The 22,944-nt window shown below is 73.3% G+C and carries 17 protein-coding genes; 11 read left to right on the top strand and 6 right to left on the bottom strand.

The window, feature by feature from the left end; genetic code table 11:
- Positions 1-75: 75 nt before the first annotated feature.
- From manA to ACGFX4_RS32620, 4 genes are all read left to right on the top strand, one after another.
- Positions 76-1,269: a mannose-6-phosphate isomerase, class I gene (gene manA, locus ACGFX4_RS32635; RefSeq protein WP_393082182.1), complete on the top strand. Its 1,194-nt coding sequence runs from the start codon at positions 76-78 to the stop codon at positions 1,267-1,269.
- A gap of 66 nt (positions 1,270-1,335) precedes the next feature.
- A complete protein-coding gene (locus ACGFX4_RS32630; protein ID WP_393082179.1) occupies positions 1,336-2,634 on the top strand; it encodes a cellulase family glycosylhydrolase in 1,299 nt (432 codons plus the stop codon).
- Positions 2,635-2,721: 87 nt separating this feature from the next.
- On the top strand, positions 2,722-3,753 hold the full coding sequence (locus tag ACGFX4_RS32625) for a LacI family DNA-binding transcriptional regulator (RefSeq protein ID WP_393082176.1): 1,032 nt from the start codon (positions 2,722-2,724) through the stop codon (positions 3,751-3,753).
- A 163-nt stretch (positions 3,754-3,916) separates the two neighbouring features.
- Positions 3,917-4,942 (top strand): LacI family DNA-binding transcriptional regulator, encoded by a 1,026-nt coding sequence (locus tag ACGFX4_RS32620; protein WP_393082173.1) that lies wholly within the window; start codon positions 3,917-3,919, stop codon positions 4,940-4,942.
- A 66-nt stretch (positions 4,943-5,008) separates the two neighbouring features.
- On the opposite strand, the gene ACGFX4_RS32615 is transcribed toward ACGFX4_RS32620, so the two are convergent.
- Positions 5,009-6,064, bottom strand: coding sequence for a LacI family DNA-binding transcriptional regulator (locus ACGFX4_RS32615; protein ID WP_393082170.1), 1,056 nt, complete (start codon positions 6,062-6,064; stop codon positions 5,009-5,011).
- A gap of 346 nt (positions 6,065-6,410) precedes the next feature.
- Here ACGFX4_RS32615 and ACGFX4_RS32610 point away from each other — a divergent pair, with 346 nt between their 5' ends.
- The 4 genes from ACGFX4_RS32610 to ACGFX4_RS32595 all read left to right on the top strand — a co-directional run bounded on the left by ACGFX4_RS32610 (position 6,411) and on the right by ACGFX4_RS32595 (position 13,628).
- Positions 6,411-8,078: a cellulose binding domain-containing protein gene (locus ACGFX4_RS32610; RefSeq protein WP_393082167.1), complete on the top strand. Its 1,668-nt coding sequence runs from the start codon at positions 6,411-6,413 to the stop codon at positions 8,076-8,078.
- Between the two features lie 346 nt (positions 8,079-8,424).
- Positions 8,425-10,845, top strand: coding sequence for a glycoside hydrolase family 2 protein (locus ACGFX4_RS32605; RefSeq protein ID WP_393082164.1), 2,421 nt, complete (start codon positions 8,425-8,427; stop codon positions 10,843-10,845).
- A gap of 343 nt (positions 10,846-11,188) precedes the next feature.
- Complete coding sequence (locus ACGFX4_RS32600) at positions 11,189-12,670, top strand: cellulase family glycosylhydrolase (RefSeq protein WP_393082161.1); 1,482 nt, start codon at positions 11,189-11,191, stop codon at positions 12,668-12,670.
- A gap of 88 nt (positions 12,671-12,758) precedes the next feature.
- Positions 12,759-13,628, top strand: coding sequence for an MOSC domain-containing protein (locus tag ACGFX4_RS32595; protein WP_393082158.1), 870 nt, complete (start codon positions 12,759-12,761; stop codon positions 13,626-13,628).
- 209 nt (positions 13,629-13,837) lie between these two features.
- Here ACGFX4_RS32595 and ACGFX4_RS32590 read toward each other — a convergent pair whose 3' ends face one another.
- From ACGFX4_RS32590 to ACGFX4_RS32570, 5 genes are read right to left on the bottom strand one after another with little or no spacing between them, the layout of a single operon-like run.
- Complete coding sequence (locus tag ACGFX4_RS32590) at positions 13,838-14,464, bottom strand: GPP34 family phosphoprotein (RefSeq protein WP_393082155.1); 627 nt, start codon at positions 14,462-14,464, stop codon at positions 13,838-13,840.
- A gap of 4 nt (positions 14,465-14,468) precedes the next feature.
- Positions 14,469-14,711 carry a hypothetical protein gene (locus ACGFX4_RS32585; RefSeq protein ID WP_393082152.1) on the bottom strand — a complete coding sequence of 81 codons (243 nt, stop codon included), beginning with the start codon at positions 14,709-14,711 and terminating at the stop codon, positions 14,469-14,471.
- A 12-nt stretch (positions 14,712-14,723) separates the two neighbouring features.
- The gene (locus tag ACGFX4_RS32580; protein WP_393082149.1) at positions 14,724-15,656 is read right to left on the bottom strand and encodes an SPFH domain-containing protein; all 933 of its coding nucleotides are present in this window, start codon (positions 15,654-15,656) and stop codon (positions 14,724-14,726) included.
- Between the two features lie 55 nt (positions 15,657-15,711).
- Positions 15,712-18,180, bottom strand: coding sequence for an FtsX-like permease family protein (locus ACGFX4_RS32575; protein WP_393082146.1), 2,469 nt, complete (start codon positions 18,178-18,180; stop codon positions 15,712-15,714).
- 1 nt (position 18,181) lies between these two features.
- Positions 18,182-18,982 carry an ABC transporter ATP-binding protein gene (locus tag ACGFX4_RS32570; RefSeq protein WP_393082143.1) on the bottom strand — a complete coding sequence of 267 codons (801 nt, stop codon included), beginning with the start codon at positions 18,980-18,982 and terminating at the stop codon, positions 18,182-18,184.
- Between the two features lie 109 nt (positions 18,983-19,091).
- Between ACGFX4_RS32570 and ACGFX4_RS32565 the strand changes: the two genes are divergently transcribed.
- From ACGFX4_RS32565 to ACGFX4_RS32555, 3 genes are all read left to right on the top strand, one after another.
- Positions 19,092-20,333: a sensor histidine kinase gene (locus ACGFX4_RS32565; RefSeq protein WP_393082141.1), complete on the top strand. Its 1,242-nt coding sequence runs from the start codon at positions 19,092-19,094 to the stop codon at positions 20,331-20,333.
- Between the two features lie 11 nt (positions 20,334-20,344).
- On the top strand, positions 20,345-20,977 hold the full coding sequence (locus ACGFX4_RS32560; RefSeq protein ID WP_393082306.1) for a LuxR C-terminal-related transcriptional regulator: 633 nt from the start codon (positions 20,345-20,347) through the stop codon (positions 20,975-20,977).
- 258 nt (positions 20,978-21,235) lie between these two features.
- On the top strand, positions 21,236-22,750 hold the full coding sequence (locus ACGFX4_RS32555) for a VanZ family protein (protein ID WP_393082138.1): 1,515 nt from the start codon (positions 21,236-21,238) through the stop codon (positions 22,748-22,750).
- Positions 22,751-22,944 lie beyond the last annotated feature (194 nt).

Below are 22,944 nucleotides of genomic sequence, written 5' to 3'. Positions count from 1 at the left end.
CCGGCCCGTCCCCGACTTCTTTTGAGGGTAAGGAAGTTCGGGGCCGGGCCGGGTCCCAGCCCTCCGGAGCGCCGCATGACCGCCGACCTGCTCGCCACCACCGTCCGCCCCTACGCCTGGGGATCGACCACCGCCCTGGCCGAACTGACGGGACGGCGGCCCACCGGTGAACCCGAGGCCGAACTCTGGATGGGTGCCCACCCCGGCGCGCCCTCCCGGGTCGACCGCGGCCACGGCAGCGAAACGCTCGACACCGTCATCGCCCGGGATCCGCAGCGCGAGGTCGGACCGCGGGTGGTCGGGCGCTTCGGACCCCGGCTGCCCTTCCTGCTGAAGGTGCTGGCGGCCGAGCACGCGCTGTCCGTGCAGGTCCACCCGACGGCCGAGCAGGCCGCGGCGGGGTACGCCGCCGAGGACGCCGCGGGCATCCCGCTGGACGCCCCGCACCGGATCTACCGCGACCGCAGCCACAAGCCCGAACTGATCTGCGCACTGGGCGAGTTCGACGCCCTCTGCGGCTTCCGCGACCCGCGGGCGACCGCCGGGCTCTGGGAGCGGCTGGCGCTGCCGGTCCTGGATCCGTGGATCGAGGTGCTGCGCGACGAGCCGGCCGAGCAGGCCCTGCGCACCGTCCTGACCTCGGCACTCGCGGGGGAGCGTGCGCGGGGCGAGCGGGCCGCCGCCGAACTGCCGCCCGTACTCGCCCGGCTGGCCTCGGGCGACGACGCGGACGCGCCCACCTGGGCCGCCTACCGGGATGCCGCCCGCGACTACCCGGGCGACCCGGGGATCCTCGCCGCGATGCTGCTCAACCACGTCCGACTGGCCGCCGGCCAGGCCCTCTACCTCGACGCCGGCGTCCCGCACGCCTACCTGCGCGGGCTCGGGGTCGAGATCATGGCCAACTCGGACAACGTGCTGCGGTGCGGGCTCACGCCCAAGCACGTCGACACCGCGGCGCTCGCCGCGGTGGTCGATTTCCGGCCCACCGTCCCGCAGTTCGCGCCGGCCGCCCCGGTCGGCCCCGGCGAGCTCGAGTTCCGGACGCCCGCCGAGGAGTTCGGCCTCTCCCGGATCGAGCTCGGCCCGCCCGCGGAGATCGCCGACGACGGCCCGCAGATCCTGTTGTGCGTGCGCGGCATCGCGCGGATCGACGGCGGCCCGGCCCTCGGTCCCGGCGAATCCGCGTACCTGCCGGCCTCCGCCGGCCCGCTCCGGCTGACCGGAGACGCCACCGTGTTCCGCGCGAAGGTCCCCGGGCCCAGCTGAACCGCCGCGCCGCCCCAGACTTCACGACCCCCAGGCACCACCCCACCCCTTGTCCGGAGGACGCACGTGAACGACCGACCCCGCACCACCAGCCGCCGCACCCTGCTGGGAGCAGCCGCCCTCGGCCTCGCCGCCACCCCGCTGCTCGGCAGCACCGCGTTCGCCGCCGACCGGGACGCCGAGGCCGGGATCCCGGACGGCCAGGCCCGCGGGAACGGCGGGAACCGCCCCTTCGTCACCGCCAGGGGCGGCGAACTGCGGATCGGCGGATCGAAGTTCCGCTTCGGCGGCACCAACTGCTACTACCTCCACCAGCAGTCCCACTACATGATCGACGCGGTCCTGGACGATGCCGCCGCGATGGGCCTGACGGTGGTCCGCGCCTGGGCCTTCGCCGACGGCGACGGCCGCTCGTACCGCGCGCTGCAGCCGAAGCCGTTCAGCTACGACGAGGCGGCCTTCGACAGCCTCGACTACGCCGTCCACAAGGCCGGCCAACTCGGCCTGCGCCTGGTCCTCCCGCTGGTCAACAACTGGCCCGACTACGGCGGCATGCAGCAGTACGTCTCCTGGTTCCTCGGCCTCCCCGACGACTCCTACGGCGAGGGCACCAACCACGACCGCTTCTACACCGACGCCAACTGCCGGAAGGCCTACCGGGCCTGGGCCAAGCACGTGATCCAGCGCCGCAACCGCTACACCGGCCTGCGGTACGACGCCGACCCGACAATCATGGCCTGGGAGCTCGCCAACGAGCCGCGCTGCCGCAGCGACAAGTCCGGTGCCACTCTGCTCGGTTGGGCCCGCGAGATGAGCGCGTACGTCAAGTCGCTGGCCCCCCGCCAGCTGCTCGCCGTCGGCGACGAGGGCTTCTACGGCCGGGCCGGCGACGCCGACTACCCGTACTCGGACTACGAGGGCAACGACTGGCTGAAGCTCACCGCGCTGCCGGCCGTCGACTACGGCACCGTGCACGTCTACCCGCAGAACTGGGGCGAGACCAGCGGCAGCAAGCCCGGCACCGACGCCACCGACTGGGGCACCCGCTGGATCACGGACCACCTCGCGGACGGCCGCGCCCTCGGCAAGCCGGTGGTCGTGGAGGAGTTCGGCCTGCAGATCGACGCCGGGCGCGACATCCCCGACACCGCCGCCCGCGACCGCGCCTACGCCGCGTGGACCGAGGCCGTCCGTACCGGCGGCGGCGCCGGCGACCAGTTCTGGCTGCTCACCTCCCGGGTCGACGACGGGTCTTTCTACCCCGACTACGACGGGCACCGCGTCATGTGGAACAACGACCCGGCCAACCCGACCCGCACCACCGCCCAGCTGTTCGCCGCCCACGCCAAGGCGATGTCGGCCTGATCCGACACACCGCCGTCGATCGGCCTCCGCCGCCCGGTGACCACCGTCCCGGGCGGCGGAAGGCGTCGTCGCACTATCCTTCCTGCCATGACCAGCACCCCTTCCGGAAACCCGCGCACCGGTGCCCGCCCGACCATGAAGGACGTGGCGGCGGCCGCCGGCGTCGGGCTGAAGACCGTCTCCCGGGTGGTCAACGGGGAGAGCGGGGTCACCCCCGAGATGGCCGCGCGGGTGCAGGCGGCGATCGCGGAGCTCGGGTTCCGGCGCAACGACAGCGCGCGGCTGCTGCGGACCGGCCGGACGGCGAGTGTCGCGCTGCTGCTGGAGGACATCAGCGACCCGTTCTCCTCCGCGCTGTCACGGGCCGTCGAGCAGGTCGCGGCGGCCGAGGGATGCCTGCTCTTCACCGGCTCCAGCGGTGAGGACCCGGACCGTGAAAGGGAGTTGGCGCTCGCCTTCTGCGCCCGCCGGGTGGACGGGCTGATCGTCGTCCCGGCCGGGGACGACCACCGCTACCTGCTGCCCGAGGTCGAGTCGGGCACACCCGTGGTCTTCCTCGACCGGCCCGGCAGTGACATCGACGCGGACGCCGTGCTCAGCGACAACGCGGGCGGGGCGCGCCAGGGCACCGCCCACCTGATCGCCCACGGACACCGCCGGATCGGCTTCATCGGCGACCAGCCGGGCATCCACACCGCTGCCGAGCGCGCCCGCGGCTACCGGGAGGCGATGGCCGACGCCGGGCTGCCGGTCGACGAACGCTGGATCGACTGCGGGACCACCGACCGGGCCCGGGTCGCCGCCGCCGTCCGTCGCCTCACCACCGGCCCCGACGCCGTCACCGCCCTGTTCACCGCCAACAACCGGATCACCCTCGCCGCGCTGCACCACCTTCCCGCCGCGGGCCGCCCCGCGGTGGTCGGCTTCGACGACCTGGAACTCGCGGACCTGCTCACCCCTGCCCTCACCGTCGTGGCCCAGGACCCCACGGCGCTCGGCGCACTCGCCGCCCGGCGCCTGTTCGACCGCCTGGGCGGCGACGCCGCCGCCCCGGCCCGGCTGGAGATCCCCACCGTGCTGATCCCACGCGGCTCCGGCGAGGTCCCGCCGGGGCGCTGACGCCCACCTCGCGGCAGCCGCGGCGCCGTCCGGAGCCGCCCCGGGGCGCGCGGCCGGCGGAGGCCGCGCGGCGGCGGGAGCGGGTGCCTGCACGGCCGCGGACACCTGACAGGATGGGGACCGGCAGGTGGCCGCGGGGGCGTGGACGGGAGTGAGGCGGAGGATGCAGCGTCGGGTGACGATCCGGGACGTGGCCGCGCGGGCCGGCGTGTCCGCCGGGGCGGTCTCGCTCGCCCTCAACGACCGGCCGGGCGTCTCCGAGGCGACCCGGCAGCGGATCGTCGACGCGGCGCGCGAACTCGGCTGGTCGCCGAACCTCGCGGCCCGCTCCCTCGCCCAGGGCGACCGGGTCCACACCATCGGCATGGCCCTCACCCGCGGTGCGGCCGCCGCCGGGCTCGACCAGGTCCAGATGGCGCTGATCGGCGGCATCGAGCAGGTGCTGGCCGAGCGGCCCTGCTCGCTGCTGCTGCACACCGCCCCGGACCGGGACGCCGAGATCGCGCTCTACCGGCAGTGGTGGCAGTCGGGCCGGGTCAACGGCTCGGTGCTGGTCGGGGTCGTCGCGGACGATCCCCGGCTCGACCCGCTCCACCGGCTCGGCATGCCGGTCGTGGCGGTCAGCCAGCCGGCGCTGTCCGGCCCGTTCCCCGCGGTCTGGACCGATGACGCCGCCGCCGTCGCCGAGGCCGTCCGCTACCTCGCCCTGCTCGGCCACCGCCGGATCGCCCGCGTCGCCGGCCCCGAGACCCTCGGGCGCACGCTGCTGCGCTCCGAGGCCTTCACCGCCACGGTCTCGGACCTCCCCGACGTCACCGCGCGGATCCTCCCCACCGACCTCTCGGCCCAGGCCGGTGCCCGGGCCACCCGGACCCTGCTCACCGCCGCGGACCGCCCCACCGCCATCGTCTACGACAACGACCTGATGGCGGTCGCGGGCATCGCGGTGGCCGAGGAGCTGGGGCTCTCCGTCCCCCGGGACGTCTCGCTGGTCGCCTGGGACGACTCGGACCTCTGCCGGATCACCCGCCCCCAGCTGTCCGCCCTCAGCCACGACCCCTTCGCCGTGGGCGAGGAGGTGGCCCGCTGTCTGTTGGAACTGATCGACACGGGCCGTGCCGATTCCCGCCCCGCGGGCACACCCGTGCTGGTGCCGCGGGGCACCACGGGGCCCGCGCCGGGCCGGTAGCCGGAGTACCGGTCCGGTAGTCGGGGGGACCGGCCGGACCGCCGCCCGGCGAGGACCGGCGGGCCGTCAGCCGGCGACGGCCGGTACCGCGGTGGATCCGCGGGGGGTGAGCTGCGGCGCCCGGTCCTGGTAGCCGTCGACCGGGCGCCCTTCGATGAGCGCGAGCAGGGTCCGGGCGGCGTTGGCACCGTAGGCGTGGATGTCGCGGGTGAGGGCGGTCAGCGGGGGCCGGACGACCTGGACGAGCGGCGAGTCGTCCCAGGCGACCAGGGAGAGGTCTCGGGGGACGGAGAGACCGAGTTCCTGGGCGACCGAGAGTCCGGCGACGGCGGTGATGTCGTTGTCGTACAGGATCGCGGTGGGACGGGTGGGGGAGAGGAGCAGCCGGCGGGTGGCGCGGGCGCCCTCCTCTCCGGTGTAGTCGGTGTGCGCGACCGGAAGGGATTCGAGGCCGAGGTCGGCGCAGGCGGCGTCGTAGGCGCGGTCGCGGATGGCGGTGTGGACCAGGCCGGTGAGGCCGGCGATCCGTGCGATCCGGCGGTGGCCGAGGGCGGCCAGGTACTCCATCGTCTCGCGGACGGCGGCGGCGTCGTCCGACCAGACGGGGGTGAGCCGGCCCGAGCCGGAGGGGTGGCCGATGACCACGGTGGGCAGGCCCATCTCCTCCAGGGCCGGGATCCGGGCGTCGTTCTCGCGCAGGTCGACGAGGATCGCGCCGTCGATGTGGCGCTCGCCCCACCACCGGCGATAGGCCTCCAGGCCGCGCTCGTGGTCGGAGACGACCTGGAGCGCGAGGGAGTAGGAGGCGTCGGAGAGGACGTTCTCGATCCCGCCGATCAGTTCCATGAAGAACGGCTCGGTGCCGAGCATCCGGGCGGGTCGGCACAGGGCGAGGCCGACGGCGGCGGACTTGGCGCCGCTGAGGGCGCGGGCGGCGCTGTTGCGGACGAAGCCGAGCTCCTCCGCGACGGCGGCGATCCTGGCGCGGGTGGCGTCCGAGACACCCGGTTGACCGTTCAAGGCGTTGGAGACGGAGACCTTGGACACGCCGACGATCCTGGCGATGTCGGCGATGGTGGGCCGCTTCGCCGGCGGGCTCTGCTGCTGGGACACCTGCTCCACGGGACCTTTCGGGACGGTTCGTCGCACGGGTGGTGCGGGCCTGTTCTGCCCTCTCAAGCTACTACGCGCGCCCTGCGCACTGTAGCCCGGTACCCGTCGACCGGGCCAGCTTCGAAACAAGCGGTTAACCACCCGTTGACAACGATGTCTAACCGCCCATACGGTCTGCATGCATTAATCGGTTAAGCAACCGATTTGGCGGGTGGCTGCCGGCCCCGCCCCATGCGTCAGGAGCACCTCCCCGCAAGACCCGGTGCGGACGGTCACGCCCCAACACCCGTCGCCGTCCGCACCGCTTCTTCCACCCACCCCTCCCACCCCCACTCACGGGACGAAAGGGATCAGCGTGCACCAGAGAATCCGGACCCGCCGCGCCTCGCGCCTCGCGCCGATGGCCTTCCTGCTCGCCGCCGCCGTCGCGGCGGGCGGCCTCACCCTCGGACGGGCCGACACCGCGCAGGCGGGCACGGCCGATGCGTTCGCCACCCGGTGCGGTGTCCACTTCTGCCTGAACGGCAAGGAGTACTACTTCGCGGGCACCAACACCTACGACATGTTCACCTACGGCTCGGCGTCGGGGGACACCGAGTCGCAGTTCATGGACAAGGCCCGGATCGACGCGCAGTTCGCCAACCTGCAGGCGGACAAGGTCGACGTGGTGCGGCTGTGGATGTTCAACCACGAGAACTGGCACGGCTTCGAGAGGTCCAAGGGCGTCTACGACGAGCAGGAGTTCGCCCAGTTCGACTACATCATCCAGTCGGCGAAGGCTCACGGCATCCGGCTGATCCCGGTGTTCGAGAACTACTGGGAGGCTTACGGCGGAATCGACGCCCGTCTCCAGTGGGAGGGGGTGTCCGGCGGCCAGCCCGGCCGGGCGGCCTTCTTCGACCGGGCCCGCTGCCCCGGCTGCTTCACCTCGTACAAGAACTACGTGTCGTACGCGCTCAACCGGGTCAACCACTACAGCGGCGTCGCGTACAAGGACGACCCGACCATCTTCGCCTGGGACCTGATGAACGAGCCCCGCTACGAGGGGCAGAGTGCCGCCGAGAACGTCAACGGCACCACGCTGCGGGCCTGGGTCGACGAGATGGGAGCGTTCGTCAAGGGCATCGACTCCAAGCACCTGCTGGGCGTCGGCATCGAGGGCCACGGCACCGCGTACGGCTTCGGCGGCGACGAGGGCAATCCGTTCGTGTATGTGCAGCAGTCGCCGTACATCGACTACACCTCGGCGCACCCGTACCCGACCGAGGCCTGGGCGAACCTGAGCATCGACCAGACCAAGGCGCTGATCCGGTCGTGGATCGCCGACTCCCATGACAAGGTCGGAAAGCCCTTCTTCATGGGCGAGTTCAACGTGCACAACGTGGACCGATCGGCCTGGTGGAGCCAGATCTTCCCGGACTTCGAAGCGGCCGGCGGTGACGGCAGCGCGTTCTGGTGGTACGAGGACCACAACGTGGACGGCAAGTTCGGCGTCATGGCCGGAGCTCCCGAACTCGCCGTCTTCCGCGCCCACTCCGACCGGATGCGGGCCAAGTCCGGCCTGGTGGACGGCACGTCGAGCCCGAGCCCGAGCCCGAGCCCGTCCGCGTCCGCGTCCGCGTCCGCCTCGGCGTCCCCCTCGGCGTCGACGTCCTCCTCGCCGTCCCCCTCCGCCTCGTCCAGCACCCCGGCCCCGGCCGGGAACTGCGCGGTGCACTACGTCCTGTCCGACTGGGGCAGCAGCTTCAACGGCGACGTCACCATCAAGAACACCGGGAGCGCCACCGTCAACGGCTGGCAGCTGGTCTTCTCGTTCCCCGGGAACCAGCAGGTCAGCTCCATGTGGAACGCGGTGAGCACGCAGTCCGGCAAGCAGGTGACGGCCGGCAACCCGGCGTCCTACAACACCACCATCGCGGCCGGCGGCAGCGTGAACTTCGGTTTCAGCGGCACCTCCACCGCCGGCACCAACGGCATCCCGACCGCCTTCACCCTCAACGGGACGGCCTGCAGCACGTACTGACGCTCCGACGGTCCCTCCGCCGGCCTGCGGCGCGCGCCACCCCGCGCCCGCAGGCCGGCTGTGGGCGTTCGGCGGCGGGGAGCGACGTGCGATGCCGGATGGCGGCCTGCTGCCCGGGTCCTGCATGAACCGGTAAAGCTCATTCTTGGCCGGCACAGCCTTCTGTGGCTGCCTCTGAGGGCTCGACTCAGCATACTCCCAGCTTGATGCCTTGCTGGCGCCGACTGAAACCATCAAGGTATTCACGTAACCGGTTTATAGACAGGGTCGCCCAGCCGGGTTACGGTTCTGCTCGCGCCGCACATTCGACCACCGGTCCGCCCGACGTCCACGAGGAGCCGCACAGATGAAGGACACCACCCCGCTCGACCAGGGCTGGAGCCTCCACCACGGAGAGGACCGGCTGCCCGCCGCGGTGCCCGGCTGCGTCCACACCGACCTGCTGAACGCGGGCCTGATCCCCGACCCGTTCCTGGACGCCAATGAGCTGGACGTGGCCTGGGTCGGCCACCGCGACTGGACCTACACCCTCGACCTGCCCGCCCACGGCAGCCGCCACGAGCGCACCGACCTGGTCTTCGACGGCCTCGACACCGCCGCCACCATCACCCTCGGCGGCACCGAGCTCGGCTCCACCCGCAACATGCACCGCCGCTACCGCTTCGACGCCACCGGCCTGGCCGGCGAGCTGGAGGTGCGGTTCACCAGCGCCTACACCGAGGCCGAACGGGTCCGCGCCCTGGTCGGCGGCCGGCCCAACGTGTACCCGGAGCCCTTCCAGTACATCCGCAAGATGGCCAGCAGCTTCGGCTGGGACTGGGGCCCGACCCTGCCCGGCGCGGGCATCTGGAAGCCCGCCCGCTTGGAGCACTGGTCCACGGCCCGGATCGCCGAGGTCCGCCCGCTGGTCACCGTCGACGGTTCCACCGGCCGGGTCGAGCTCCACCTCACCCTGGAGCGCACCGAGAGCGGCGCCGGGCGCCCGCTCACCGTCCGCGCCTCCGTCGCCGGCGCGCACGCCGAAGCCGTCCTCGACGGCGACACCGGCGTCCTCACCCTGGAGGCCGCCGACGTCGCCCTCTGGTGGCCCCGCGGCTACGGTGACCAGCCCCGCTACGAGCTCGACCTGACCCTCGCCGACGGCGACGCCCCGCTCGACGGCTGGAACCGCCTGATCGGCTTCCGGACCGTCGAGCTGCACCGCACCGCCGACGAGACCGGCACCCCCTTCACCCTGGCCGTCAACGGCGAACCGCTGTTCGTCCGCGGCGCGAACTGGATCCCGGACGACACCCTGATCACCCGGGTCACCCCCGACCGGTACCGCACCCGCCTGCAGCAGGCCGCCGACGCCAACCTGGACCTGATCCGGGTCTGGGGCGGCGGCATCTACGAGCAGGAGGCCTTCTACGAGACCTGCGACGAACTCGGCCTGCTGGTCTGGCAGGACTTCCTGTTCGCCTGCTCCGCCTACCCCGAGGAGCAGCCGCTGCGCGGCGAGATCGAGGCCGAGGCCCGCGACAACGTCGTCCGCCTGATGCCGCACCCGTCGCTGGTGCTGTGGAACGGCAACAACGAGAACCTGTGGGGCTTCCGCGACTGGGGCTGGGAGGAGGAGCTCCGGGGCGACTCCTGGGGCGAGGGCTACTACCTGGGCGTGCTACCCCGGATCGTCGCCGAACTCGACCCCACCCGCCCCTACGCCGCCGGCAGCCCCTGGTCCGGCAGCTGGGACCACCACCCCAACGACGTCGACCACGGCACCCACCACTCCTGGGAGGTCTGGAACCGGCAGGACTTCGCCGAGTACCGGGACTCCGTCCCCCGCTTCGTCGCCGAGTTCGGCTGGCAGGCCCCGCCCGCGTACGCCACCATCCGCCGCGCCCTGCCCACCGAGGCGCTCGCCGCCGACTCGCCCGGCATGCTGCACCACCAGAAGGCGGAGGACGGCAACGGCAAGCTGGACCGCGGCGTGGCACGGCACTTCGAGCTGCCGGCCGACTTCAACCGCTGGCACTACCTCACCCAGGTGGTCCAGGCCCGGGCCATCGCCACCGGCATCGAGCACTGGCGCTCGCACTGGCCGCACTGCGCCGGCACCGTGGTCTGGCAGATCAACGACTGCTGGCCGGTCTCCTCCTGGGCGGCCATCGACGGCGACGGCCGGCTCAAGCCGCTCCACCACGAACTGCGCCGGCTCTACGCCGACCGGCTGCTCACCCTGCAGCCCGCCGACCGCGACGGCGCCCCCCGGATCGCCCTGGTCAACCAGGCCGCCGAGGCCTGGAGCACCACGCTGCGCCTGCGCCGCCTGGATGCCGACGGCCGGCTGCTGGCCGAGAGCGCCGTGCAGGTCACCGCGGGTCCCCGCGCCGTCCACCGGCTGCCCGTCCCGGCCGAACTGCTGCCCGGGGAGGGCTCCGCCAAGGAGTACCTGGTCGCCGACGCGGACGGTCTGCGGGCCGTCCACTTCCCGGTCGCCGACAAGGCGTTCGCCTACCCGAAGCCCGAGTTCGAGCTGGCGGTCGAGGCCGTGGAGGACACCGCCGGTGCCGTCGTCGACGTCGTGGTCACCGCGCGCACGCTGGTCCGCGACCTGCTGCTGCAGGCCGACCGGATCGACCCCGCCGCCTCGGCCGACCGTGGGCTGATCACCCTGCTGCCCGGTGAGCGCACCACCGTCCGGGTACGCGGTGCGGGCGTGCCGACCGCCGAGCAGGTGCGGGAGGCGGTCTTCTGCGTCGAGCCGGCGCGGACGGCCCTGTAGTCGAGTCGCCTTGCTCCGACCCCCTTTCGGGCCGGGTCCGCCTTCGGGTGGGCCCGGCCCGAAGGCGTTCCGGGGCCCGAAGGCGTTCCGGGGCCCGAAGGGTGCGAAGGGCGCGAAAGATTAATCGGTTAAGTGCATTCCATTGACCGGCGGCTGACGGCGTGCCAGCATCTCGTTGACAACGTTGCCAGATCCCCGCCGCCACCTCTGGCGGGTAGACGAGCGCGCCGTTGACGATCGGCCTGACCGTGCTCCCTCCGCCTGTCGAGGGCCCCGCTTCCCGGGGTCCTGCCTCGACCTGCGTCGGCCGGCCGGACCCCACCCCCACGATGTGAGGAGAGCCATGGAAAAGCCGCCGAGCCGCAGGGCGCTCACGGCCGTCGGAGCAGCGGTCGCAGCCGTCCTCGGGCTGCTGTTCTCGGTCTTCGGGTTCGCCCCGAACAGCGCCGAGGCCGCCGCGTCCGGCATCCACGTCAGCAACGGCCGGATCTACGAGGCCAACGGAAGCCAGTTCGTGATGCGCGGAGTCAACCACGCGTACGCCTGGTACCCCGGCCAGACCACCGCGATCGCCGACATCGCCGCCAAGGGCGCCAACACCGTCCGGGTCGTGCTCAGCAACGGCGACCGCTGGACCCGCACCAGCTCCGCGCAGGTCTCCGCGCTGATCGGGCAGTGCAAGGCCGCCAAGGTCATCTGCGTCCTGGAGGTCCACGACGCCACCGGCTACGGCGAGGACGGTGCCGCCACCACCCTCGACCGGGCCGCGCAGTTCTGGGTCGACAACAAGAACGTCCTCGACGGCCAGGAGAGCTACGTCGTCGTCAACATCGCCAACGAGCCCTGGGGCAACACCGGTTACAGCGCCTGGACGGCCGCCACCAAGAGTGCCGTCGCCAAGATCCGCGGTGCCGGCCTGCACCACGCCCTGATGGTCGACGGCCCGAACTGGGGCCAGGACTGGTCCAACACCATGCGCGACAACGCGGCATCGGTGTTCGCCGCGGACCCCGACCGCAACACGGTCTTCTCGATCCACATGTACGGCGTCTACGACACCGCGGCCGAGGTGCAGAGCTACCTCGGCAGCTACGTCAACGCCGGACTGCCGATCGTGGTGGGCGAGTTCGGCGCCCAGCACAGTGACGGCAACCCCGACGAGGACGCCATCATGGCCACCGCGCAGTCGCTCTCGGTCGGCTACATCGGCTGGTCCTGGAGCGGCAACGGCGGCGGCGTCGAGTACCTCGACCTGGTCAACAACTTCGACAAGAACTCGCTGACCACGTGGGGCAACCGCTTCTTCAACGGCGCCAACGGCATCGCCGCCACCGCCCGGCCCGCGACGATCTACGGCCAGCCCAGCCAGTCGCAGTCCCCGGTCGTCGACCCGCTGCCGAGCAAGGCGCCGAACGGGTACTCCTACTGCGTGAGTGCGTCGTCGGACCCGGACGGTGACGGGTGGGGTTGGGAGAACAGCGCCTCGTGCGTGGTGCGTGGCGGGAAGGCCGACACCGGTGCGACGGCGTCGGCGTCGGCCTCGCCGCTGCCGAGCAAGGCGTCGAACGGGTACCCGTACTGCGTGAGTGCGTCGTCGGACCCGGACGGTGACGGGTGGGGCTGGGAGAACAGCGCCTCGTGCGTGGTGCGCGGCGGGAAGGCCGACACCGGTGCGACGGCGTCGGCGTCCGCCTCGCCGCTGCCGAGCAAGGCGCCGAACGGGTACCCGTACTGCGCGAGTGCGTCGTCGGACCCGGACGGTGACGGGTGGGGCTGGGAGAACAGCGCCTCCTGCGTGGTGCGCGGCGGGAACGCCGATCACTGACCGCCGACCCTGATCGACAACGTGCCGCCCCCGGATCGGCCACCCGGCCCCGGGGGCGGCACACCCCTCCCGCAGAGAGATCACCGTCGTGCCCTGGTTGACCGCACTCCACGTCTACCCGCTCAAGTCGGCCCGCGGCCTGGACCTCGCGCAGGTCGGGGCCGAGCCGTGGGGCCTGGCCGGTGACCGCCGATGGATGCTCGCCGACCCCGCCGGCCGCGCACTGACCCAGCGCCAGAACCCGGCTCTCGCCCGCTACCGGGCACTGCCGCATCCGGACGGCTCGCTGACCGTCGTCGACCCGGCGGGCGAGTCGATCCGCGTGGCCCGGCCGAGCGCGCCGACAGGAGCCGCGCCCACCCTCGCCGACGTCTTCGGCTCCCGCTTCCCCGCGCTCCCGGCCGACAGCCGCACCGAGCCATGGTTCGGCGCGCGGCTCGGCGACGTCCGCCTGCTCCACCTGGCCGACCCCGCGACCGGCCGGCCCGTCGACTACGACGACGGCCGCGGGCATGCCAGCACCAGCATGGCCGACGGCTACCCGGTGCTGCTGACCACCACCGCCTCGCTCGCCGCGCTCAACCGGCACATCGCCGTGGACACCGGAGACCCGGCCGTTCCGATGGACCGGTTCCGACCCAACCTGGTCGTCTCCGGCGCCGAGCCGTGGGCGGAGGACACCTGGCGGGCGGTCAGGGTCGGTGGGCTGCTGCTGCGCCGCGCCGAGTCCTGCGGCCGGTGCGCGATGGTCACCGTCGACCAGGCCACCGGTGAGCGCCGCGGCCCGGCCGTGCTGCGCGCGCTCGCCCGGCACCACCGTTCCGGGAAGAAGCTGGTGTTCGGCGCGACCTTCGTCCCGGTTCGGCCGGCCGGTGCGACGGGGCCGGTGCTCGCGGTCCTGCGCCTCGGTGACGAGGTCGAGGTAGTCGACGCGTCCGACCCGTCCGGCCTGCGGTAGCTCGACGGGTCCGGCACCTCCGACCTGCGGTAGGAGGGGGACGAGCGGGGGGGGGGCAGCCGGTCGGCGGGGTCCGCGGGCTGCCCGGGGACGACCGGGCCGCTCTCGTGGCCGAAGGCCACGGCCTGCGCGCGGCACCCGGCTCACTGGCGTCGGCCTCATCCGTTCGGACGACTGTTGCTGACCGTCGCCGCCGGATGCGGGGGTGCTCAGCCGCCGGAGGAGTCGCGGTTGCGGATTGCCTGGCGCAGTGCGAGCGGCAGCGGGCCGGTGAGTTGGGCGAGTTGCCTGATCCGGTCGCGGTGTTCGCGTCGCCGACGGTGGTCCAGCACCAGCCGGAGGCGGGCCGCGTCGGCGAGGGCCACCATGGCGGCGGCGCCGGGCTCGACGCGGCCGAGGGGATCGCGGAGCGCCGCCTCGAAAGCGTGGACCAGCGACTTGCGCGAGCGGGGATCGCGCGGCTCGACCCGGGTGACCGGGAAGATCCCGAGGACGCGGTACCGCTCGGTGCGGATCAGGCCGCCCGCGGCGAGGTGCGCGGTGACCGTGCGGACGGTGCCGCGGCGCCGGGCGACGAGGTGCCGCCAGGCGGTCGGCCGGCGGCCGGCGACCTCGGTCAGCACCTCGGCGAGCAGCGGGTCGAGGCCGTGCAGGGCCTTGCCGGCGATCGCCGCCCTGCCGTCGGCGTCCCGCAGCAGACCGCGCTGCAGGAGTTCGGTCAGGGCTGCCGCGCGCAGCATCATCTCCAGGTTGTTCGTCCCGGTGAGGCGTCCGCGTTCCGGGTCGTAGGCGAGCAGGAAGAGCTTGCCGGGAAGGGATCCGGGCAGGTCGGGCATGGGGTCAACCTTCCGGTTCGGAGGATTCGGGGGATCGGTCGGGGTCCTCGCCGCCCCTGGTCGGGCGGCCCCGCTTGGGCAGTCCGCCCACTCCGCCGGGCATCCGGCCGCTGTCGGTCAGCGCCCGGCGGAGCAGGAACTCGATCTGCGCGTTGGTGCTGCGCAGCTCGTCGGAGGCCCAGCGGGCCAGCGCGTCGTGGACGGCCGGGTCCAGCCGCAGCAGGATCTTCTTCCGCTCCGTCGCCACTGGCGGCGCCTCCTACTGGTACAGGGAACCGGTGTTGACCACAGGCTGGGTCCCGCGGTCGCCGCAGAGCACGACCAGCAGATTGCTCACCATGGCCGCCTTGCGCTCCTCGTCCAGCTCGACCACGTCGTGCTCGGCGAGCCGTTCGAGGGCCAGCTCCACCATGCCGACCGCGCCCTCGACGATCAACCGGCGCGCGGCCACCACGGCGCCGGCCTGCTGGCGCTGCAGCATCACCTGGGCGACCTCGGGGGCGTAGGCGAGCCGGGTGATCCGGGACTCCACCACCCGCACGCCGGCCGAGGCGACCCGGCTGGCGATCTCCTCGTCCAGCTTGCGGGTGATCTCGTCGGCGCTGTCGCGCAGCGACAACTGCCCCGGCTGGTGGGCGTCGTACGGGTAGCTGTTGGCGATGTGGCGGACGGCGGTCTCGGTCTGTATGGCGACGAACTCCACGAAGTCGTCGACCTCGAAGACGGCCTTGGCGGTGTCCTCGACCTGCCAGACCACGACGGCGGCCATCTCGATCGGGTTGCCGTCGGCGTCGTTGACCTTGGCGGTCTCGGTCTCGTGGTTGCGGATCCGGGTGGAGATCCGGCGGCGGGAGGAGAAGGGGTTGACGAACGTCAGGCCGTCGGCGCGGATGGTGCCGCGGTAGCGGCCGAGCAGCTGGACCACCCGGGCCTGGCCGGGAGCGACCACGGTGAGGCCGCACATCAGGATCACCGAGGTGGCCACCGCGAGCGGGCCGAGGACGAGCAGCGTGACGCCGGCCGGGGACCCGCCCTGCGACTGCTGGACGGCACCGGCGGCGATCATCGCCGGCCCGCCGAGGAGGAGCAGGAGGCAGAGTGCCAGCATGGGCAGCCCGGCGCTGCCGGTGATCACGCGTTCGGTGACCGCGGGGGCGGGTGTTGCGACCTTGTCGTGCTCCTGAGCGGCCATGGGGCCGCCTCCTCTCTCCTCCGTCGCCCGCCGACGCGGGCATAGCAAAGTGATATCACTTTTTTGGTGAGCGGAGAAGGGCCGGTCGGGCGGCGAGGACGGCGGCGGCCACGGCGAGGCCCAGGCAGGCGACGAGCACGGTCAGGACCGGGCCGGCCGGCACCAGCAGCGGCACGGTCCGGCCGAGGGCCGAGGTCAGCCCGGCGCGGACGCCGAGGAGGGCGGCGAAGGCGACGGCCAGGCCCAGCGCGGCGCCCGTGCCTGCGACAACCGCGGCCTCGGTGGCGACCACCCGCACCACCTGACCGGCTGTGGCGCCGGACAGCCGCAGGACCGTGAAGTCCCTGCGCCGGCCGGAGGCGGCCATCACCGAGGTGTTGACGATCGCCAGGCCGGTGTAGCCGACGGACACCGAGATCAGGATCAGGACGAAGATCCGGACCAACTCGTCGTCGCGGGCCGAGCTGTCGGACCGGTAGTCGGCGCCCGCCACCGCCGTCGCGCCCAACCCGGCCAGCGTGCCGCGCAGCTCCTCCGGCCGGACCCCGTCGACGTAGGCGGCCTCGGTGAGCGTGTCCGCGTCGTGGGCCCGGACGGTGGCCCTGGGCAGCACCAGGCCGGGGGTCGCGAGCTCCTCGACCACGGCCACCACCCGTTGCGGCACGGTACGACCGTCCGCGAAGGTGACCGCCAGGCTGTCACCGACCTTCGGACCGGCCCCGGTCGGCCCGGCGTCCGTTGGCCCGGCGTCCGTTGGCCCGGCGTCCGTTGGCCCGGCACTCGTTGGCCCGGCGACGACCGCCGTGCCGGGTGCCCCGAAGTCGGCGAGCGAGCCGGCCAGCACCTTCGGCCGGAAGGTAGCCGGAGAGACGGCGGTCACCAGTCCGGCGGCGCCGTCCAGGCGGACGTCCACGGTGGTGAACGCCGTGGTCCGGTCGGCCGGGAGGGCGTCGAGGACCGCATCGGAGAGCCCCGGAGTGCCGTCGGGGCGCACCACCGTCTCGTGCCGCACCGCCGTCGCGCCCCGATCGCGGTAGGCGTCCGCCATGGTGGTGCTCTGACCCAGGATCAGCACCGCGAACCCGACCGTGGCGATCACCGGCGCGGCCGTCGAGGAGGTCCGTCGGACGGCACCGAGCGCACCCTCTCGGACCAGCAGACCGGTCGCGCCCCCGCGTCGGCCGAACGGACCGGTGACCAGCCGGACGACCCGCGGCACCACGGCCGGGGCGAGCACCGTCGCAGCCGTGATCAGCGCCATCGCGGCCAGCAGCGACGTGGTCACCATCGACTGGCCGTCGGCGCCGACGACCGACACCACCAGTGCCCCGCCGACCAGGGCCAGCAGGCCTCCGACGATCCGCCGGGCCCGGCCCATCGGCCGCCGGTCGTCGGCCGCCTCCCGCAGTGCCTCCAACGGCGCCACCGTGCCGGCCCGCCGGGCCGCGGACCAGGCACCGGCCGCCGCCACCGGCAGCCCGGCGGCCCAGGCCAGCAGCGGCGGCCAGACCGTGATCGCGGTGCTGAAATCGGGCGGCTCGAAGCCCGCCGAGGCCAGCAGCCGGCCGAGCGCCGGGGCGGCCGCCGTACCCAGCAGCGCGCCGACCGCCCCGGCGACCGCCGCCACCCGCACGGCCTCGCCGAGGACGGCCCGGCGGACCTGGCGGGGCGTCGCCCCCACCGCCCGCAGCAGGCCGAACTCCCGGCGGCGCAGACCGGCCGAGAACGCGAAGGTGGAGGCGGTCACGAAGACCGACGAGAACGCCGCGAGCGTGACCGTCGCCGACAGCACCTGGGCGCCGATCTCGCGGACGGCGGCCCGGCCGGAAGCCTCCAGGGCGGTGCGCCGCTCGCCGACCAACACCTCGGCCGGCTCGGCGACCACACCCGCGACAGCGCCCGCGACCGCGGTGGCCACCGCCGCGTCCGACGCCGCGTCCGACGTCGCCGGGTCGGTCCGTACGCCGAGCAGCCGGACGCCGCCCGCCAGGCGCAGGGCCTCGGCGTCACTCAGGTACAGGCCGGTGCCGTCGACCGTGCCGGTCACGGTCCGTCGGGCCGGCCCTGTCGCGGTCAGCACGGTCACGGTCGCGCCGGTGGCGACGCCGAGCGATCGGCCGACCACCACCTCCCCGTCGGCGGCCGGCGGGCGCCCGTCGCGCAGCGGGAAAGGTGCGAGGGCCGCCGCCGACCAGGCGTGCCCCTGCGGATCGCCGCGCTCGGCCCGGCCGACGGGCCGGCCGTCCAGCAGCAGTTGGGCGTAGAAGGAGCGGTCCGGTACCACCTCGACCACCCCGGGCAGGGCGCCGATCCGGTCGGTCAACTGCCGGACGGTCTCCGGCGACCAGGCCGCCTCGGCGCTGCGCACGTACACCGGTGTGCCGGCCAGCCGGTCCGGGACGCGCGGTCCGGCGGACAGCTGCACCAGCAGGGTGGCCGTGATCAGGGCGACGCCGATCGACAGGGCGAGGAAGGTGGCGACGAAGGCGGGCCAGCGGTGCCGGAGTGCGGAGAACGACAGCACCTCAGACCTCCGTCCGCGTCGGCCGGATGGTCTGGGCGGTCTGCGTGGTCCGGGTGGTCTGCGTGGTCCGGGTGGTCCGGGTGGCGATCTCGGAGGCGTCGAGGCCGTGCGCGACGTCGGCCACCCGGCCGTCCTCGAGGAAGACCACCCGGTCGGCGACGGCGGCCGCGACCGGGTCGTGGGTCACCATCACCACCGTCCGGCCGTGCCGGTCGACGGTGCTGCGCAGCAGGGCGAGGACCTCCCGGGAGGAGGCGGTGTCCAGTGCGCCGGTCGGCTCGTCGGCGAAGAGCACGGCGGGCCCGGTGACCAGCGCCCGGGCGATTGCGACCCGCTGCTGCTGCCCGCCGGAGAGTTCGTCGGGCCGGTGCCCGGCCCGGTCGGCGAGCCCGACCTCGGCGAGGGCACGGTGGACGGCCGCACCGTCCACCCGCCGGCCGGCCAGCCGGATCGGCAGGGTGACGTTCTGCTCGGCGGTGAGCGAGGAGACCAGGTTGAACGACTGGAAGACGAAGCCGATCCGCTCCCGGCGCAGCAGGGTCAGCGCGTGCTCGCTCAGCGGCCCGAGGTCCGTCCCGGTCACCAGCACCGTGCCCGAGGTGGGCCGTTCCAGACCGGCGGCGCAGTGCAGCAGGGTGGACTTGCCCGAGCCGGACGGGCCCATCACCGCCGTGAAACTGCCGGCCGGGAAGCCGAGGGTCACCCCGTCCAGGGCGGTCACCGCGCTCTCCCCGGTGCCGTGCACCCGCCGTACCGACCGCAGGCTCACGGCCTCGGCCTGTTCTGTCCGATTGCTCGTCATGGGCCCAGCCAACAGGCGCGAGAGGCTCGGCACACGGGCGCAGGGTGGAGTCCCGGGGGTATACCCAGCACTACTGTCGGCGCCGGTCGCGCTGGGTAGAGTCGGCCCGGTGACCGTACGGACCGCCTGGCAGGCCATCACCCGGAACCCGGTGCACTTCCTGGCCTCCTCCTGGCCCTGGCGGTCGCTGGGCTACCTGGTCTCCGGGGTGCTCACCGGCGCGGCGACGGCCGCGGCGCTGACCGCCCTGCTGGTGGGCGGCATGCTGCTGGCGCTCGCCCTGGTCGGTCTCCTCCTGCTGCTCGCCGCCGGCCTGTCCGGTCCGGTGGTGGCCCGGTTCGAGCGGTGGCGGCTGCGGCTGGTCGACCTCGACCCGGCGCCCGACCCGCACCGGGTGCCCGAGCTGCCCGGTCCACGGGCCTGGCTGGCCACCCGGCTGCGCGAACAGCAGACCTGGCGCGAACTCGGCTACGTGGCGGTGTCGGTGCTCGCCCTGTGGTGGCTCGACCTCGGCGTGCTGGTGGCCTCCCTGGCACTGCCCGTGATGGCGGTGACCGAGATCGTGGTCGACCCGTTCATCCCCTGGTACGGCGTCGCCTTCCTGCTGGTGGCGACCCCGGTGCTGCTCCTGGTCGCGGCGTTCCCCATCACGGTCTGGGCGGGCGCTCGGGCGGCGTTCGCCCGGTCGGTGCTCTCGCCCATGGACGCCGAACTCGGCGCCCGCCTGGGCGAGGTGGCCCGCTCCCGGGCCCGGCTGGTCGACGCCTTCGAAGTCGAGCGCCGCCGGATCGAACGCGACCTGCACGACGGCGCCCAGCAGCGGCTGGTGGCGCTCACCATCGCCCTCGGCATGGCCCGGCTCGACCTCGTCGAAGGCACACCCGCCGCGCTCGGCGTCGCCGAGGCGCACGAGCAGGCCCGGCTCGCGCTGGCCGAGCTGCGGGAGCTGATCCGCGGCGTGCACCCGCAGGTGCTGACCGACCGGGGGCTGGCCGCCGCGACCACCGAGATGGCGAGCCGCTCCCCGCTCCCGGTCACCGTCGACGTCGCCCTCCCCGGCCGGGCGCCGGCACCCGTCGAGGCGACCGCGTACTTCGTGGTGGCCGAAGCGCTGGCCAACGTGGCCAAGCACAGCGGGGCCACCCGGGCCGAAGTCCGCGGCCGACTGCTCGGCGAGCTCCTGGTCGTCGAGATCAGCGACGACGGGATCGGCGGCGCCGACCCCGCCGCCGGCACCGGACTGGCCGGGCTGGCCGACCGGGCCGCCGCGGCGGACGGCACACTGTCCGTGTCGAGCCCGACCGGCGGGCCGACCGTGATCACCGTGGAGATCCCTTGCCCGAGCGCGTAGGCGTCCGTGTCGTGGTCGCGGAGGACGCCGCACTGCTGCGCGCCGGACTCGTCGGCATGCTGGAACGCTTCGGGCACACGGTGCTCGCCGCCGTCGGCGACGCCCCGTCACTGCTTGCCGCCGTCGCCGAGCACGACCCCGACATCGTGGTGACCGACGTACGGATGCCGCCCGGCTTCACCGACGAAGGGCTGCGCGCCGCCGTCGCCCTGCGCAGCGAACGGCCCACGCTGGCCGTCCTGGTGCTCAGCCAGGTCGTCGGCCAGACCTTCGCCGCCGAACTGCTCGACTCCGGGCGGGGCGCCGGCGTCGGATACCTGCTCAAGGACCGCGTCGGTGAGGTGACCGAGTTCGTCGACGCCGTCGAACGCGTCGCCGCAGGCGGCACGGCGATCGACCCGGAGGTGGTCCGTCAACTCCTCGGCCACCACCGGGCCCCGCTCCAACGCCTCACGGCCCGCGAACGTGAGGTGCTCGCCCTGATGGCGGAAGGCCGCTCCAACGCCGCGATCGCCGCCCGCATGTCGGTCGGCGAAGCTGCCGTCGCGAAGCACATCGGCAACATCCTCGCCAAACTCGACCTCCCCCCGGCCGACACCGACCACCGACGGGTCCTCGCCGTCCTCGCCTACCTGCGGGGCTGACCCGGCCGTTGTGGAAGCGTGATGTGACGCTCCGGAGCGAGCGTTCGTAGGAAGTGTCGAATCGTCCGTGCTCGGAGCTGACGGGTCATCACTTCGCGTAATGGCCGGGCGTGGGATTGCGGGGCAAATGCGGGGCGATGGGGTCCAATCGCGCCGCTTGTTCGGATCGAGTGTATGCGGAAGGCTTGGGCTGCCGGGCCGCGCCGCAACGCGGAGCCCCCTCCCCGGGCAACTCCCCGACCGCATCCCGGAAGACCAATGATCGAAGCGATCTTCTCGTCAGCCCCCGCGCTCCTCCCCGTCTTCGCCCTCCTCGCCCTGGTCCTGGGGGCTGCGGCCCTGCGGCAGGCCCGGGCCAGGCAGTGGCCGCGGGCCGTCGCGGTGCTCTGGGGGCTGTCGCTGGCCGGAGAGGTCGCGGCGACCCTGACGCCGACCGGCACCGGGTCGTTCGGGACGAGCTGTTCGATCGGCAGCGGCGTGTGGGAGACCGCCACCACCCAGCAAGGGCTGATGAACGTCGCCCTGTACGTGCCGCTCGCCTACTTCGGCACGCTGGTCCTGCGCCGGCCGCTGACCGTCCTCGCGGCGTGCGCGGTGCTCTCCGCCCTCACCGAGCTCGGCCAGACGCTGCTGGGCACCGGCCGCTCCTGCGACGGCGCGGACCTCGTCGACAACGCACTCGGCGCGCTCCTCGGCACCGTCGCGGCCGTCCTCTGGCTGTGGCTCCGCCGCCGCCCGGTGCCCTTCTCCCGCCGGGACGTCCTCCACGGCCTCAGCACGGCAGGCGCCGGCCTCGCCGCCGTGACGACCGTCGTCTGGCTGTTCGTACCGCTCCACCACGACGCGCCGGGCTTCGGCGCGCACTCCGCGGCCGACGAGACCGAGCTGCCCCGACGCATCGCCGCCCAACTCTTCGGCGCCGAAACCCTGTTGCAGACCACTCGCCTGACCGTCGCCCCCGAGGATCCCCCTCAGCAGGCCCTCGAAGTTGCCACCGACCGCGGCCAGTTCCGGATCGAATGGCCCACCGGGCGTCTCCTCAGCAGTGCTTCGGCCGACAGCCGGACCGACCCGGGCCCGCTCAGCCGGGACCAGGTCCTCAAGGTCGGTACCGACTTCGCGACGACCTGGTTCTCCGATCTCACGCATGCCGCGACTCCGGCCCTCACCCCGACCGACCGTGCCTACCTGCTCACCTACCGCCGGTACAACACCGACAACGTCCTGATGCCGATGCGCCTGGACATCACCGTCTCCACCTCCGGCCGGGTCATGGCGTCATCCGCACGCTGGGACGCCGACCCCCAGCTGCCGCATCCCACCCTCACCGCCGACGCCGCCAAGCAGCGCGCCGTCGCCGCCGCGCCGGGATCCCGCGCGGACACCCCACTCCTCCTCGCGAAGAAGGTCGACGGACAGTGGCGGCCGTGCTGGTCGGTCACCCTGACCAAGCCGGGCGACACACAGACCTCGGGCACCGCCGAGTTCATCGACGCCGTCACCGGTCAGCCGGTGGCACCCCAACGGCCGTTGACGTGGCACGGGCGGAACACATCCGGCGGTACGCGCTGCTCTGTTTCGGCGGGACCTGATTGCTCGGACCGTGCAGTACTGCTGTTCTCACAGTTCGTCGATGGTCATGCTTGCCTCAGCGTTTCCGCGAATTCTGAGCGGCCGGAAGCGTGTGCTCTATCCGAGCTGCCAGACTGGGTGCTAATGGCTGTGTTAGCAGTGAGCGCCAGTAGTGCCCGAAGTGGCGCGCCGCCAATCTGATCAAGGTGTCGTCACCAGAAGCCGTGGTGGCCTGCGGAAGCTCATTATCGACCGTCAAGTTTGGGCGCTGTCGGCCACTTTTGCGCGGCCGATATCGGCCCAGTGAACCTCTTTCATCCTGAGTCTTCGCAGGTGAGAAGGGTGTGGACGGCGGAGACGAGGAGGCCGATGCGGTTGGTCGAGCAGCGGGCTTT

Origin of the sequence: Kitasatospora sp. NPDC048365, assembly GCF_043200835.1 — a bacterium.
GTDB lineage: Bacteria > Actinomycetota > Actinomycetes > Streptomycetales > Streptomycetaceae > Kitasatospora > Kitasatospora terrestris.
The sequence above is the reverse complement of the archived record's forward strand: the minus strand, read 5'-3'. Positions and strand labels throughout refer to the sequence as shown.

Coding starts and splice junctions, on each gene's coding strand:
- ACGFX4_RS32620 (WP_393082173.1), top strand. CDS start 3,917: ATGCAGCGTCGGGTGACGATCCGGGACGTGGCCGCGCGGGCCGGCGTG.
- ACGFX4_RS32605 (WP_393082164.1), top strand. CDS start 8,425: ATGAAGGACACCACCCCGCTCGACCAGGGCTGGAGCCTCCACCACGGA.
- ACGFX4_RS32600 (WP_393082161.1), top strand. CDS start 11,189: ATGGAAAAGCCGCCGAGCCGCAGGGCGCTCACGGCCGTCGGAGCAGCG.
- ACGFX4_RS32590 (WP_393082155.1), bottom strand. CDS start 14,464: ATGCCCGACCTGCCCGGATCCCTTCCCGGCAAGCTCTTCCTGCTCGCC.
- ACGFX4_RS32580 (WP_393082149.1), bottom strand. CDS start 15,656: ATGGCCGCTCAGGAGCACGACAAGGTCGCAACACCCGCCCCCGCGGTC.
- ACGFX4_RS32570 (WP_393082143.1), bottom strand. CDS start 18,982: ATGACGAGCAATCGGACAGAACAGGCCGAGGCCGTGAGCCTGCGGTCG.
- manA (WP_393082182.1), top strand. CDS start 76: ATGACCGCCGACCTGCTCGCCACCACCGTCCGCCCCTACGCCTGGGGA.
- ACGFX4_RS32555 (WP_393082138.1), top strand. CDS start 21,236: ATGATCGAAGCGATCTTCTCGTCAGCCCCCGCGCTCCTCCCCGTCTTC.
- ACGFX4_RS32625 (WP_393082176.1), top strand. CDS start 2,722: ATGACCAGCACCCCTTCCGGAAACCCGCGCACCGGTGCCCGCCCGACC.